Origin of the sequence: Corynebacterium sp. KPL4035 (assembly GCF_037908325.1) — a bacterium.
In the GTDB taxonomy this organism is placed as follows: Bacteria; Actinomycetota; Actinomycetes; order Mycobacteriales; family Mycobacteriaceae; genus Corynebacterium; species Corynebacterium kefirresidentii.
Map to the genome: position 1 here is coordinate 141,494 of NZ_JBBMGF010000001.1, position 15,182 is coordinate 156,675.

Here is a 15,182-nt window from a genome sequence, read left to right on the forward strand (position 1 = left end):
GGGCTGTTGTGGGGTAGCTTTCCCGTAGGCCCAGTCAAAACGCCTTGATAACACAGGATATGGGGGAGGTGAGGGAATCGGGGCGCATTATATTGGTGTTGCGGGTGGGGTGTAAGGGGTGGCGGTAATGGGCTGTCAAGGCTTTTAGGGGATTTCTTCCCACTGAAAAAACTGCTATCTAGCTGCGGGAAATTGTGGACTAACTGAAGGACACGCGGTAATAAGTGGGTTAGGTGGGGGAAAGTGGGGTAGAGTGGGGCGCAGCGGAGGAAAGAGGGGCTTCAACGTCTCGATTCTGAAGTGAGAGAATCCGGAGTTTTCGAGTAAGGAAGGTGGATGCCGGGATGTTTCTCGGAACCTACACTCCGAAGCTCGATGACAAAGGACGTCTTACGCTTCCGGCAAAGTTTCGCGATGAACTCGCGGGTGGCCTCATGGTCACCAAGGGGCAGGACCACTCGTTGGCCGTGTACCCACGGGAGGAGTTTGCGGCACGAGCACGGAAGGCAGCGGCGGTTTCTCGAACCAACCCAGAAGCACGCGCTTTCATTCGCAACTTGGCAGCAAGTGCGGACGAACAGCGACCGGACGGGCATGGTCGAATCACGTTGTCCGCGGGGCATCGGGAGTACGCGAACCTGTCCAAGGAATGCGTTGTGGTTGGCTCTGTGGACTTTCTCGAAATTTGGGACGCGGCCGCGTGGGCCGAGTACCAGTCGCAAACTGAAGATGCTTATTCGGCCGCAGATGCCGATGACGTACTGGCGGGCTTGCTCTAAGCCTGCACAAGAGTGCGTGTAAGGACTCTGTCCGAGGCGGATGATTCTGGTGTACTTCCCCGATATCAGAAACCTGCCTCGGACAGGGCCCTATACGCACTCGCATGCTTTCCACCACTGGAAGTCCGGGATTCGAAGAAAGGGGGTTGCGGGGAGACATGGCTATTGAAAACCTAAATTATGACGTGGCTGATAATCACGGCCATGTGCCTGTCATGCGCGAGCGCATGGCCGATCTCCTGCGCCCCCAAGTAGAAACGGCGGGGGATAATGCCGTGCTTGTTGACGCCACCTTGGGCGCCGGCGGCCACACCCGCTATTTTCTAGAAGCTTTCCCCAATGTCCGAGTGATTGGCGTAGACCGCGATCAGCAGGCGCTGCGCAACGCAACCGAACGTCTAGCTCCTTATGGCGATCGCTTCATTGGCGTCAACGCTCGCTTTGATGAGTTGGGCAGTGCCATTGCGGAAGGCGAGGGCTATAACTTTGATTTGGCCCGCAGCGTTGGCCTTGCGGGAGCCCTCTTTGACCTTGGCGTTTCTTCGATGCAGCTCGATCAGGCGGATCGCGGATTCGCGTACAAGACGGATGCACCGCTGGATATGCGTATGGATCCCTCGCAGGGGATTACTGCGGCGGATGTGCTCAACACCTATTCGCACGGTGATTTGGCTCGGATCCTCAAGACCTATGGCGATGAGCGTTTTGCCGGGAAAATTGCCTCGGCTGTACTGAAGGAGCGCGGTAAGGAGCCTTTCACTAACTCCGCGCGCTTAGTTGAGCTGCTTTACGACGCCATTCCGGCCGCGACCCGGCGTACAGGGGGACACCCCGCGAAGCGCACCTTTCAAGCCTTGCGCGTCGAGGTCAACCGCGAGTTGGAGGCTATCGAAAATGTGCTGCCGGTTATTACCCAAGCACTATCGGTAGGAGGCCGTGCCGTATTTATGAGTTACCAGTCCTTGGAAGACCGCATCGTGAAGGCGGCCTTTAAAGAATTGACCACGTCCACAACTCCGGCCGGACTGCCAATGGACCTTCCTGGCACCGCGCCGAAATTCACAATCGTGACGCGAGGCGCGGAAAAGGCCTCCGAAGAGGAGATTGCAGAAAATTCCCGGGCCGCGTCGGTGCGTGTTCGTGCCATCGAAAGGCTCGAGGGAATGCCAGAATTTCTACCGCCGGGAGGCAGGCCATGAGCACAATCCCACGTCGAAACCACCTAAAGACTGACAGCCGCGACAGAGAGGCCACTCGCACCATGGGCGCCAGCCGAGACTTCACCACCGGAATCGATACCGGAGCCCCGACGGCGCTGCGTGAGCGTCCCAGCACGAAGCGTGCCCCGAGCCGCACCCGGGTGCCGCACCGCAGCCGCAGCACGAACCGCCTGGGATCGAAGCAGGTTGTTAGCTTCCGCGGCCGGCAGCTGCAGCCGCAGACTAAGAAGAGCGGGCTGTTTGCCCGCCTGTCTGTCATCGCGCTTACGCTTCTCATCGTCGGCGTAGCTGTGGCAATGTGGCTGTCCGGTTTGTCTACCAAGCAGACCTTTGCCATCCAACAGCTCACCGTTCAGGATTCCCAACTGGATAACCAGATTGAAACCCTCAACCGTGATGCAGAAAATCTCAGCTCTTCTGCAGACATCGCGCGCCGTGCGGATGAAATGGGCATGGCCATTCCTAAGCAGCCAGGTATTGCGGAAGTTGGCGGCGATGGAAAGATCGTCGATAAGCGCGAAGGCACCCCGGATACGGAAAAGCTTATTGACGTAAACGGAGAACCTATCCGCCCCGGCCAAGCTTCCAGCGACCCGAAGGATACTGAAGGCCTCTCGGATTCCTTAAACGCCGTGCCGCAAGGCCAACAGCGCACCACCCGCGGCGGTGATGCCGGGAATACCGGCGCCGCGCAGGATGACGCGCGCCCCAACCTTCCCGCACGTGCGCCGTACGCCAGCCGCGCCGAGTAGCCGGAGTAGCTAGGAAAGAATATTCGGTGAAAATGATGATGCTCGCGCGTGGTGGCGCGGGCATTCTGACTTTTGTAGGGCACAATCAATACACGCAAGAAATTGTGGCGGAAATAGGGAAGGTGACATTGGACTGTGACTACGCCAAGTAGGGCTAGGCGCCGCCCGCGCCGCACCACCAGCTCCGCGGTGCCGCAAAAGAAGCTGATGCGCAAGCGTCTGCGCATTATCGTCTCCGTGGTGCTCGTGGCTATGGTTGTCCTTGTCGGCCGACTAGCCTGGGTGCAGCTCGTATGGGGTCCGGACCTTTCCGCCAAGGCCGTAACTCAGCGCGAGCGCGTCTATATTGAGCCGGCCCGTAGGGGAGAGATTTTAGACCGCGACGGCCAGCGCTTGGCTTATACGATGAAGTCTCGGTCCTTGACCGTCTCACCTACTCGTCTGCGCGATGAGCTAAAAGACAAGGCCGAAATCGAGGCCCAGAATGACGGCTCGACTGAGGGTATGGACGATAAGAAGCTCGATAGCTTCCTCAACCAGAAAATGGAGGAGACCCTCAAAGACATGGCGGAGGGAATCCCGAAGATGATTGAGGATTCGGGAGCTTCGACCTCCAAGGTGGAAAAGGAAGACATTCTTAATAAGCTCAAGGCCGATACCCAATACGAGGTATTGGTGCGCAATGTCGATCCGGATGTAGCCGTAGAGATTTCCAATAAGTACCACGGAGTGGCAGCGGACCGGCAAGACATTCGCCAGTACCCCAATGGCGCTATTGGGGAGAATGTCGTGGGCAAGGTATCCATGGATGGCCATGGCCAATTTGGCTTCGAGGCCGCGCGCGATACGGAACTAACCGGCATTGACGGCCAGTCAACCGAGGACGTATCCGCGGATGGCCAGGTTATCCCCGGCACGCTCCGTGATGTCGTTGATACCGTTGATGGCCGCGATGTCACCCTCACCCTCGATTTGGACCTGCAGACTTATGTGCAGCAAAAGCTGGAGAAGGCCAAGGCCAACTCCAAGGCTTCTGGCGCGGAGGCTGTGGTCCTTGATGCTGCGACCGGCCAAGTTCTCGCCATGGCCAATACCGATACCGTAGATCCCAACAAGAATATTGAGGATCAGCTCGATGAGGGCAAAGACTTTGAAAACCACAGCGTCTCGCACCCTTATGAGCCAGGCTCTGTAGCCAAGGTGGTTACCGCTGCTGCCGCATTGCAAGAGGGAGTGACCACCCCGGACGAGGTGCACCAGGTTCCGGGATCCATCGATATGGCGGGTGTGACCGTTAACGATGCGTGGCAGCACGGCACCGAGCCCTATACAACGACCGGCATCTTTGGTAAATCCTCCAATGTGGGCACCTTGATGCTTGCCGATAAATTGGGCCAAGAAAAGTACGCGAAGTACTTGGAAAAGTTTGGTTTGGGTAATACCACCGGCGTAGAACTACCGAATGAATCTGCCGGTAGCGTGCCGGACCTGGAGCAATGGTCCGGCGGCACCTTCGCCAACCTGCCCATTGGTCAGGGCCAGTCCTGGACCACCTTGCAGATGGCGAGCGTGTACCAAACATTGGCAAATGGCGGCGAGCGCATCGAGCCGCGCATCATTGACTCTGTGAAGGGGCCAGACGGCAAGGAAGAAAAGCTGGAGGAGCCAAAAAAGACCCAGGTGATAAGCCCTGAAACCGCCAAGACAACGGTGGATATGTTCCGGGCCGTCTTCCAAGACGATGACGCTGGCCTGCAAAATGGCACGGCCGGTAATGCGCAACTCAAGGGTTATCAGCTCTCCGGCAAGACTGGTACAGCTCAAAAGGTCGATCCGAATACCGGGGCCTATTCGAACTCCGCCTATTGGATCACCTTTGCCGGTATCGCACCGGCCGATGATCCGCGCTTCGTCGTTGCCGTCATGTTGGATGAACCCAAATCCGGTGTGGAGGACAATGGAGGCGGCGGCCAATCGGCAGCGCCGATTTTCCGAGACATCGCCTCCTGGCTGCTCAACCGTGACAATATTCCGACTTCGAAACCAGCACCGCGGCTGACCCTGCGGGCACAATAGGAGCTTAGTATGACCGTTTCATTGGATACTCTCGCCCAGCTTTCTGGCGGGCGCGTCATTGGTGATGCCTCCGTGGAGGTCTCCGCGTGCGGGCTGGATTCTTCCCGTCTGCCTGAGGGCGCGCTCTTTGCCGCCCTGCCGGGTACCCGTGCACACGGCGCGCAGTTCGCCCGCGATACTAAGGCTGCGGCTGTGCTTACCGACGCCGCCGGACTCGACCTGCTCAGCCGGGCCCAAGAGACCCGCCCCATTGTGGTGGTGGACGATATTCGTGCCGTGCTCGGTCCGATTTCCGCTGAAATTTATGGCCACCCCACCCGGGAACTGACGGTCATTGGCGTCACCGGTACCTCCGGCAAGACCACCACGAGCTACCTGCTTGAAGCTGGCCTGCTCCATGCTGGGCATTCCGTGGGGCTTATCGGTACCACCGGTACTCGTATTAACCGCACCCCGGTTCCTACCTCGCTTACTACTCCCGAGGCACCTACCTTGCAAGAGCTATTCGCGCGCATGAAAAGCGAGGGCGTCACCCACGTGGTGATGGAGGTATCTTCGCATGCACTGGAGTTGGGGCGTGTTCGCGGAACCCGGTTTGCCGTGGGCGGGTTTACGAATTTAAGCCAGGATCACCTTGATTTTCACCCCACCATGGAGGACTACTTTGAAGCTAAGGCCAAGCTCTTTGCTGGGGAACAGGCGGCCGAGCAGGCTGTAATCTGCCTCGATGATGAGTGGGGCGGGCGCATGCGCGGCGTCGCCGAGAGCGCTGGCCACCCCGTAACCACGGTGGCCACTCAGGGGGCTGCGGCCACGATTTCTGCGCACCAAACCGCCACCGAGGCTACCGGCGCCCAAGAGGTCGCCTTGAACTATGACGGTGCCGATTTCTCCTTCCGGTTGCCACTGCCTGGCGAGTTCAATATCGCCAATGCCTGCTTGGCGCTGGGCATGGCCGTAGCGGTAGGAGAGGAGCCGGCGGAGTTCCTCTCGGGCGTGGAAAAGGTCGCTGTTCCCGGTCGTATGGAGCGTATTGACCGGGGCCAAGACTTTGTGGCCGTGGTGGACTATGCCCATAAGCCGGCAGCTATCGCCGCGGTGCTTGATACTCTGCGCGGCCAACTAGAAGGAACCAAGGGGCGCGTCGGCATCGTCGTCGGTGCCGGCGGAGACCGTGATAGCTCAAAACGCCCCATCATGGGCGCTGCCGCGGCCACCCGCGCTGACCTCACTGTGGTCACCGATGACAACCCACGCTCTGAGGACCCTGCCACTATTCGTGCTGCGGTGGTGGACGGTGCACGCGAAGCCGCGCCCCAGGGCGATATTCGTGAGGTAGGTTCTCGTGCCCGTGCCATCGATGAAGTCGTTGACTGGGCCGAGCCAGGCGATGCCGTCATCGTCGTCGGCAAGGGCCACGAGGCGGGCCAGCTTATTAACGGGAAAACCTTGCACTTTGATGACCGCGAAGAAATGGCACGCGCCATCGAGGAGAAACTGGCCGGAACCCTACAGCGCGATACCCTTAGGGATGCGAAGGAGTAGTCATGATTCCACTTTCTATTGCCGATATTGCCGAAATCACCGGGGGCAGCCTCGATTGCGTTTCCGACCCAGATCAGCGCGTTACCGGGTTCATCGAATTCGATTCCCGGAAGGTAACCAAAGGTGGGTTGTTTCTAGCCCTGCCCGGCGCCCGAGTGGATGGCCACGACTATGCGGAAAAGGCCATTGAGCAGGGCGCTGTAGCGGTGCTTGCCGCGCGGCCGGTCGGCGTTCCGGCGGTCGTCGTCAAGCCTCAAGGCCGCGTTACCGGTGATGCTGCGAACGCGGATATCTATGCTCACGACGAGGACGGCTCTGCCGCTGCGGTTGTCCAGGCGCTGTCCGATATTGCCAGGGAAGTCACCCGCCGCCTGACCGCGGAGCAGGGCCTAGAGATAGTCGGTGTGACCGGCTCAGCCGGAAAGACCTCCACCAAGGACCTGCTGGCCACTATTTTCCGCGCAGAGGGCGATACCGTTGCCCCTCCTGGTTCCTTTAATAACGAGGTCGGTCTGCCCTATACCGCTTTGCGCTGTGATGAGCACACTCGCTTCCTTGTTGCCGAAATGTCTGCCCGCGGAATTGGCCATATCCGCCACCTGACAACTATTACCGCACCCACCGTGGGCGTAGTGCTCAACGTCGGCACCGCTCACCTAGGCGAGTTTGGCTCGCGTGAAAACATCGCCCAAGCCAAAGGCGAGCTTGTGGAGGCCCTGCCCTCGGCCGCTGAGGGCGGGGTCGCTGTGCTCAATGCCGATGATCCCTTTGTCGCCGGCATGGCGCCACGCACCTCAGCAAAGGTGGTTTACTACTCGGCAAATAAGCCGCCGGCTGCCGACGCCCAGTACTACGCCAGTGAAATCCAGCTCGATGATGTGGCCCGCCCCTCGTTCGTGCTGCATGCGCCGGGCACAGACCCGCTTCCAGTAAAACTGCAGGTCTTTGGCCGGCACCAAGTATCTAATGCTTTGGCAGCGGCGGCCGCAGCCATTGAATCAGGCATGGACCCGCAGGTGGTAGCCAGCGCGCTATCGGGGCACCAAAATGCCTCCGAACACCGCATGGACGTACGCACCCGCCGCGATGGAGTCACCACCATCGATGACTCCTATAATGCCAATCCCGATTCCATGCACGCGGCGATTGCCGCGCTGGCCTATACCTCAGCCGCTCGTCCGGATGCCCGTGCCATCGCCGTGCTCGGTGAGATGGGAGAACTCGGCGGCGAAGCGGTGGCTGCCCACCGCACATTGGGCGAGGTCCTTTCCAAATACCACGTTGGCTACCTCGTGGCCGTGGGAGATAACGAGAATATGAGGGCGATGGTCGAGGCCGCACAGGCGCAGGGTATAAATACTACTATCAGCCCAGATGTTGACACCGCTGCGGCGGCGGTCGAAGACATCATTAGGGTAGCGCCTGCCGGCATCGAAGACTGGGCGGAGCGCGAGGCCAAAGACGTTGTCCTCATCAAGTCATCGAATGCCCAGCGCCTGTGGCGCGTGGCAGAAAAGCTCAATCGCCGTTAGTCCTCAGTACAAGGAGAAAGACCTCTAGCAATGACTCAGATCATTATCGCGGGCATCCTCAGCTTCCTCGTCGCGATTTTTACCACTCCCATGTTGGTCCGCTATTTTTCCGGCGTAGGCAAGGGGCAGGAAATCCGTGAGGACGGGCCACAGCTGCACCTACGCAAGCGCGGCACCCCAACCATGGGCGGACTGGCGATTTTGCTCGCCATCACTGTGGCCTACCTTGTGGTGGGCATTTACGCCCGCGTGACGGGCAACGGTGGCTTTAGCCCCTCCGGTCTCTTGGTCTACTTCCTCACCATGGGCTTGGGCGGACTGGGCTTTGCCGATGACTTCATCAAGCTGTTTAAAAAGCGTAACCTCGGCCTCAATAAGACCGCCAAGCTGGTAGGTCAACTAGCCGTCGCGCTTATCTTCGGCATCTTGGCACTGCAGTTCCCAGATGCACACGGCTTGACCCCGGCGTCTACAAACCTGTCCTTCGTCCGTGATTTTGACACCTTCGATATCGCCGTGGGCGGCGCCATTATCGGCACCATCGTTTTCTTGGTCTTTCTCTATCTACTCATCGCGGCGTGGTCGAATGCCGTAAACCTCACCGATGGCCTCGACGGTTTGGCCGCCGGCACCACTGCGATGGTCATGGGAGCCTACGCGCTCATTTCCTTCTGGCAGTTCCGCAATTCTTGCGCGGTGTCGCCTGCGGCGGGGTGCTATGAGGTCCGTGATCCACTCGACCTCGCCGTGCTGGCTGCAGCTGGCCTGGGCGGTTGCTTGGGCCTTTTGTGGTGGAATGCCGCACCGGCGAAAATCTTTATGGGCGATACCGGCTCACTAGCACTCGGTGGTCTCGTCGCTGGCCTGTCCGTGACCACCCGTACCGAGCTGCTCATGATCATCATCGGCGCCATCTTCGTTATTGAGACGGTCTCCGTGGTTATCCAGATCATCGTCTTCCGCAGCACCGGAAAGCGCTTTTTCCGCATGGCGCCCATCCACCATCACTTTGAAAACGGTGGCTGGGCAGAGACCGCCGTGGTCACTCGCTTTTGGTTGCTCAGCGCCATGGCCGCCATTGCCGGCGTATGCATCTTTTATGGTGACTGGCTGTCCGCGGTCGGTTTTAGTTCTTAAGACTCACGCCTTCTAGTTTTATCGAGGAAAGCGGAAAAACAGATGACCGAGTTGCCATCCTCCTTGCGCGGTCGCGTGCTCGTGGCTGGGGCGGGAGTATCCGGGCGCGGTTGCGTCGCTATGCTCACCAGACTCGGCGTGGATACTACCGTGGCAGATTCCAACGAAGATGCTCTAGAGGCGTTGGCGGAGGACTACGGCGTAGCTACGGTTTCCGTTGACTCCGCTGCCCAAAGCGAGTTTGACCTCGTGATTACCTCGCCCGGCTGGCGTCCTGACTCGCCTTTGTTGGTTGCTTTTCAGAACGCTGGGGTAGAGGTGATCGGCGATGTGGAGCTTGCCTATCGCTTGGACCGATCCGGCGTCTTCGGGGCACCGCGCACCTGGTTAGTGGTCACCGGAACTAACGGCAAAACCACCACCACCGGAATGTTGGCCCAGATTATGCAGGCCGATGCCGAGCGCACCGGCAAGCGCGCACTGGCGGTGGGCAATATTGGCGTTTCGCTTTTCGACGCCCTCACCGCCACCCCTCGCGTCGACGTCCTTTGTGCCGAGCTTTCTTCTTTCCAGCTGCACTGGTCTAGCCAGTTGCGCCCAGATGTGGGCGTGCTGTTGAACTTGGCAGAAGACCACCTCGATTGGCATGGCTCGTTCGACGCTTATGCGCAGGCCAAAGCCAAGGTGCTCGACGGCCAAGCCGCCGTCGTGGGCAAGGACGATGCCGCGGCGGTGCGCTACGCCGAGAATACAGCTAATCTATACGGCTTTACCGCCGCTGAACCTGCAGAGGGGGAGGTAGGCGTAAGCGCCGGCCGCCTTCTCTCTCGGCTCACCCAGGAGCGGGAGGATCTCGCTTCCGCCGAGGGTATCGAGCCCGCTGGCTTGGCAGGAGTCTTGGACGCTGCAGCCGCAGCAAGCGTCGCGCGCTTGGCAGGCGCTAGCCCGCGCTCCATCGCGCAGGGGCTGGCAGCGTATACCGTCGCCGGGCACCGTGGCGCTGTGATTCATGAGCATTCCGGCATCAGTTTCATCGATAACTCCAAGGCCACCAATCCACACGCAGCGGATGCAGCGCTAAAAGGGCTCAATTCCGTTGTATGGATTGCCGGCGGGCAGTTGAAGGGGGCGGAGGTAGACGGGCTCGTCGCCAAGCACGCCGCCCTAATCAAGGCCGCGGTAGTTCTCGGCGCGGATAGGCAAGAAATCGCCCAGGCACTGGCCGAACACGCACCACATGCACCTGTAGACGTTATCGAAAGCAACGACCCTGCCGCGGCCATGAATGCAGCGGTGGATGCTGCACTGCAACACGCCGAAGCCGGGGATACCGTCCTTTTGGCACCGGCTGCGGCATCGTTGGATATGTATACCGGCATGGCTCAACGCGGTGACTTCTTTGCCGCAGCCGCGCGGGAGCTCACCCGTGACTAGAGCTTGATATTGAAGATCAGGAGAACATATGATGGCCACCTCCCAGCAGCGCCCGCGCTCCAAGAGCTTTGGCGACCGCGTTCGTGAGCTGCGCGAGCAAGCCCGCCAGCAGGCCGGCCTAGATTACCAGCTGTTGCGCTTTATCATTTTCACGCTCGTGGGCATTGGTGTGCTCATGGTCTTTTCCTCTTCAATGGCCACGTCATTGACCGAGGACGGCGGGGTGTGGAACCAGGCGCTACGGCAGTGCGTCATGGTGTTTTTTGGTCTCCTTGCCTTTTGGCTGGGCCTGCAGGTCTCGCCACATACTTTGCGCAAATGCGTGCCGTGGATCGTGGGTCTTTCTATTATTTTGCTCATTGCGGTGCTCATCCCCGGTGTAGGCACCGGCCGTGAAGAGGTGGGTTCGCAGTCGTGGATTTACCTCGGTCCGTTTTCCTTGCAGCCCTCGGAGCTCGCGCGCATTGCCGTAGGCATGTTTGGTGCGAGCGTCCTGGCCGACAAGGAACACAAATCCATGAAGCTTTCTGACCCCTTCATGATGTATTCCTTTATTTCTGCAGGAATGTTTTTGCTCATCGTCGGTCAAGGGGACATGGGCATGGCGCTGTCCTTCGCCATCGTGGTGGTCTTTACCCTCATTTTCGCCGGCGTTGACTGGAGAGTCCCCGCAACGATCGGCGTTGCCGCGGTCTTGGGGTTGATCGGGATTTTCTTGAAAGGCGGTTTCCGCTCGAATCGCTTCCACACCTATTTCGACGCCTTGTTGGGCAATATCTCCGATACTCAAGGCACTGGTTTCCAGTCTTATCAGGGCTTTCTCTCGCTTGCCGACGGCGGCTTCTGGGGCGTTGGTATCGGCCAATCCCGCGCCAAGTGGTTCTACCTGCCAGAGGCGAAGAATGACTTTATTTACGCCATCGTGGGTGAGGAGCTTGGCTGGTGGGGCGGCGCGCTCGTTATCTTCCTCTTTGCCGCTTTGGGATATGTGGGCCTGCGCACCGCGATGCGGGCACAGAATCAGTTCCAATCTTTGCTCGCCGCCTCGTTGACCATCGGTGTGGTTACCCAGGCCTTCGTCAATATTGGCTATGTCATTGGCCTGCTGCCAGTGACCGGTATTCAGCTGCCCATGATCTCCGCCGGCGGTACCGCGGCGATTATCACCATCGGTTCGATGGGCGTGCTGTGCAATGTAGCGCGCCACGAGCCGATGCAGATTTCCGCAATGCAGAACTTTGGCCGCCCGTTTTTTGATCGCCTCTTTTTCATCGGCGAGCCGCAGCCGGTGTCTAAGCCGAAAAAGAAGCAGCGGGGGCGTCACGCCCGCCCGCAGGAGCCACGCTCCCGTGTGCGCGAAGAGCAATTTGGTCGCCCGGTGACTGGAAGCGGCCGCCGCTATCCGCGCGCCGAGCGCCGCTATCGATAGGTGGCGCTGGTAGCCTTTAGGCTATGAATTCCACGCCTATTTCCGTCGTCATTGCAGGTGGCGGCACTGCCGGACACATTGAACCCGCCCTTGCCGTGGGCGAAGCTTTGCGTGAGCGCCACGGCGCTCGCATCACTGCTCTCGGTACCGAAAAGGGCCTTGAGCGCGATATCATTCCCGCCCGAGGCGTGGACCTTAGACTGATTACCCCCGTGCCGATTCCGCGCAAAATCAACGCGCAGCTTTTCAAGCTACCGTTTAACCTCTCCCGCGCGGTGAGGGAGGCCAAGCAGGTACTCAAGGACGTCGAAGCAGACGTTGTCTTTGGCACCGGCGGCTACGTGGCCGGCCCAGCCTATATTGCTGCGGGTTCCCTCGGGATCCCGTTCTATGTTTTGGAAACCAATGCCTTAGCCGGAATCGCCAATAAGCTCGGCGTGAAAATGGGCGGCATCGGCCTAAACGCCCACCCGGACTCCGGAATGCCGGGTGAGGTCGTGGGCATTCCCGTGCGCCCGAGCTTGGCGGAGGACCCGGAGGGGACCCTTGCTGCAGGCGCGCGCACCAAGTGGAACTTGGCCGAGCTTCCCACCGTCCTCTTTACTGGCGGCTCCCAAGGCGCAGCCAGCATCAACCGCGCGGTTGCTGGGGCAGTGGAAGACCTAGCCAAGGACTTCCAGCTCCTGCATGCTTATGGCAAGAAGAATGAAGAGCCCGCAGCACATCCGAACTACGCTGCTTTGCCGTATATCGAGGATATGGGCTCGGCCCTTGCGGTAGCCGATCTCGTCGTATGTCGCTCCGGTGCTATGACCGTTGCCGAAGTATCTGCCGCAGGGCTGCCAGCGATTTACGTGCCGTTGCCGCATGGTAACGGTGAACAAGCGCTCAATTCCCGTGAAGTGGTCGAGGCGGGCGCTGCCATCCAGATTCCCGATGCGGAGCTGACCCCTGAGCGTCTTATCTCTGAGGTGCGCGGCATTCTCGATGACCCTAAACGTCTAGCATCGATGACGCATGCCGCCGCCCACGCCAGCGCCGGCGACGTGGCCAATACCATCGCAGACCGCATCGCTGCCCGCGTGTCCGAGGCCGAAACCGCCGCCGGAAGGAAGGAAAAATAAATGACTGATCCCGCACACTACGATCTCCACCGCGTTCACCTTATCGGCATTGGTGGCTCTGGCATGTCGGGGCTGGCGCGAATTCTTGCCACGCGCGGCGCCGTGGTTACCGGTTCCGATGTAAAAGACTCCACCCCGGTGGAGGTGCTGCGCACCATGGGCGCGAAGGTCGCCATCGGGCACGCTGCCGAAAACCTGCGCCTATCGGGTGAACTGCCGACCGTCGTGGTGACTTCCTTCGCTGCCATTCCGCAAGACAATCCGGAGCTAGTAGCCGCGCAGGAAAACGATATCCCCGTCATCCGCCGCTCCGATTTGCTCGCCGCATTGATGGAAGGCCACAAGCAGGTATTGCTAGCCGGCACGCACGGCAAAACGTCCACTACGTCGATGACCGTGAGTGCGATGCAACACGCAGGTCTCGATCCTTCCTTTGCCATCGGCGGCCAGCTCAATCGCGCGGGCACCAACGCCCACGGCGGCACCGGTGAGGCCTTTGTCGCCGAGGCTGATGAATCCGATGCCTCCCTGCTGCGCTACAGCCCCGATGTTGCGGTGCTGACGACCATCGAGCCCGATCACCTCGACTTCTTCCACAGCGAGGAGGCTTACTTCAAGGTCTTCGATGACTTTGCTGGCCTGGTCACCCCAGATACCGGCTATCTTGTTGTCTGCGCCGAGGATGAGCACGCCGCCCAAGCAGGCGAGCGTGCGCAGGAGCGCGGCATCAACGTCGTGGCCTATGGCGCAGCGGACAAGTCTTTTACCTCTACCGTGCCGCTGGCCGCTGAGCTGGAACGCGAGGAGACCACCGCTGAAGGGATGGACACCACCGTAAAGGTTAACCTTCCTGGCATCTCTGAAACTGTGCGCTACGAGCTGCAGATCCCGGGACACCACATGGTGCTTAACTCGATGGGTGCCTTGTTGGCTGGTGTGCTTTCCGGTGGCGCCCCGGCTGCCATTGCTGAGGGATTGGCTGATTTTAGCGGTGTGCGCCGGCGCTTTGAGTACCGGGGGAGCGTCGACAAGCAGGGAAAGCCCGTGCGCGTCTTTGATGACTATGCGCACCATCCCACCGAGGTTGCTGCAGTTCTGCGCGCCGCTCGGGCAAAGGTTGAGGCCGAAGGCCACGGCGGCCGTGTCATCGCCTGCTTCCAGCCGCACCTGTACTCGCGCACCATGGAATTCGACGCCGAGTTTGCCCAAGCGCTCTCGCTTGCCGACGCCGCCGTAGTCCTCGACATCTACGGCGCGCGCGAACAACCCGTGGAGGGAATTACCTCCCGCATCATTACCGATAAGATGCCAAGCGACATGCAGGTCATCTTCGAACCAGATTTTTCTGCCGCTGCCCGCGACGTTGTTTCGCTCGTAGAACCTGGCGATGTCGTGCTGACCATCGGTGCTGGCTCGGTAACTATGGTCGCGGCAGAAATTCTCGATGAATTGCGGGCGAGCTAGTGCGCGTATCCACCAAGCTCATTGCCGGGATCAGCGCAGTTGTCGTTGTCGTAGCCTTGATCATTGCCGTTGTAGTATGGACGGTGCCCATCTTAAAAGTCCGCCATTTTCAGGTGGAAGGTACCCAGCAGCTTGATGCCGCGCAGGTAGAGGAGGCCGCTGGGGTTGCCGAAGGAGAAAACCTCCTGCGCGTAGATGCTGGCAAGGCAGCCTCCGGTGTTGCTGGATTGGAGTGGGTTGATTCGGTAACTGTCTCGCGCGATTTTCCCTCCACCTTGACTATCAATGTGGAAGAACACAAGGCTGTGGCTTTTGTAAAGCGCGATAATAAGCCTTTCCTGATTGATGATAAGGGCGAGGAATTTACCTCCGCGGAGCCTCCCGCCGGCGCGGTTGAGGTTACTGGTTCTGTTGATAGCGGCTCCCGCCAAACCCAAGACGCGGTGCGCGCGATCGCTGCGTTATCGGATGATCTGCGCAACCAAGTAGGAACCCTTGATGTGGCCGATGAATACTCGCTCGTCTTTACCACTAAGGATGGCCGCCGCGTCTTTTGGGGTGCGAGCGACTCCAATGATGATGACAAGGCGCGTGCCTTTGCCACCGTGTTGAAGATGGAAGGTCGCGAGTGGAATATTTCCAACCCTGAGTTGGTCACCACCCGCGGATAGGGGACGGGTGCCCCCGCGC

General features: G+C 59.6%; 12 protein-coding genes. All 12 read left to right on the plus strand.

Features of this window, described 5'->3' with window-relative positions:
* Positions 1–344 precede the first annotated feature (344 nt).
* The 12 genes from mraZ to WMP96_RS00720 all read left to right on the plus strand — a co-directional run bounded on the left by mraZ (position 345) and on the right by WMP96_RS00720 (position 15,163).
* Positions 345–779, plus strand: coding sequence for a division/cell wall cluster transcriptional repressor MraZ (gene mraZ, locus WMP96_RS00665; protein ID WP_005324499.1), 435 nt, complete (start codon positions 345–347; stop codon positions 777–779).
* A 158-nt stretch (positions 780–937) separates the two neighbouring features.
* Positions 938–1,978, plus strand: a complete 1,041-nt coding sequence (gene rsmH, locus WMP96_RS00670) for a 16S rRNA (cytosine(1402)-N(4))-methyltransferase RsmH (RefSeq protein WP_275436251.1) — start codon at positions 938–940, stop codon at positions 1,976–1,978.
* Positions 1,975–2,751, plus strand: coding sequence for a hypothetical protein (locus tag WMP96_RS00675; RefSeq protein WP_259825123.1), 777 nt, complete (start codon positions 1,975–1,977; stop codon positions 2,749–2,751). The genes rsmH and WMP96_RS00675 overlap by 4 nt, the downstream gene beginning before the upstream one ends.
* Positions 2,752–2,958: 207 nt before the next feature.
* The gene (locus WMP96_RS00680) at positions 2,959–4,827 is read left to right on the plus strand and encodes a peptidoglycan D,D-transpeptidase FtsI family protein (protein ID WP_034655422.1); all 1,869 of its coding nucleotides are present in this window, start codon (positions 2,959–2,961) and stop codon (positions 4,825–4,827) included.
* A gap of 9 nt (positions 4,828–4,836) precedes the next feature.
* The gene (locus WMP96_RS00685) at positions 4,837–6,372 is read left to right on the plus strand and encodes a UDP-N-acetylmuramoyl-L-alanyl-D-glutamate--2,6-diaminopimelate ligase (RefSeq protein WP_301715600.1); all 1,536 of its coding nucleotides are present in this window, start codon (positions 4,837–4,839) and stop codon (positions 6,370–6,372) included.
* Positions 6,373–6,374: 2 nt separating this feature from the next.
* Entirely contained in the window at positions 6,375–7,904 is a 1,530-nt protein-coding gene (locus tag WMP96_RS00690) for a UDP-N-acetylmuramoyl-tripeptide--D-alanyl-D-alanine ligase (RefSeq protein ID WP_301715601.1), read from the plus strand.
* Between the two features lie 30 nt (positions 7,905–7,934).
* Positions 7,935–9,041: a phospho-N-acetylmuramoyl-pentapeptide-transferase gene (mraY, locus tag WMP96_RS00695; protein ID WP_340431844.1), complete on the plus strand. Its 1,107-nt coding sequence runs from the start codon at positions 7,935–7,937 to the stop codon at positions 9,039–9,041.
* A gap of 42 nt (positions 9,042–9,083) precedes the next feature.
* Positions 9,084–10,475 (plus strand): UDP-N-acetylmuramoyl-L-alanine--D-glutamate ligase, encoded by a 1,392-nt coding sequence (gene murD / locus WMP96_RS00700; RefSeq protein WP_301715603.1) that lies wholly within the window; start codon positions 9,084–9,086, stop codon positions 10,473–10,475.
* A gap of 28 nt (positions 10,476–10,503) precedes the next feature.
* The gene (locus WMP96_RS00705) at positions 10,504–11,904 is read left to right on the plus strand and encodes an FtsW/RodA/SpoVE family cell cycle protein (RefSeq protein WP_248099881.1); all 1,401 of its coding nucleotides are present in this window, start codon (positions 10,504–10,506) and stop codon (positions 11,902–11,904) included.
* A gap of 23 nt (positions 11,905–11,927) precedes the next feature.
* Entirely contained in the window at positions 11,928–13,028 is a 1,101-nt protein-coding gene (gene murG, locus WMP96_RS00710) for an undecaprenyldiphospho-muramoylpentapeptide beta-N-acetylglucosaminyltransferase (protein WP_340431847.1), read from the plus strand.
* Positions 13,029–14,492 carry a UDP-N-acetylmuramate--L-alanine ligase gene (gene murC, locus WMP96_RS00715; protein ID WP_301715605.1) on the plus strand — a complete coding sequence of 488 codons (1,464 nt, stop codon included), beginning with the start codon at positions 13,029–13,031 and terminating at the stop codon, positions 14,490–14,492. It abuts the gene before it with no gap.
* Positions 14,492–15,163, plus strand: coding sequence for a cell division protein FtsQ/DivIB (locus WMP96_RS00720; protein WP_301715606.1), 672 nt, complete (start codon positions 14,492–14,494; stop codon positions 15,161–15,163). Before murC ends, WMP96_RS00720 begins: the two co-directional genes overlap by 1 nt.
* Positions 15,164–15,182 lie beyond the last annotated feature (19 nt).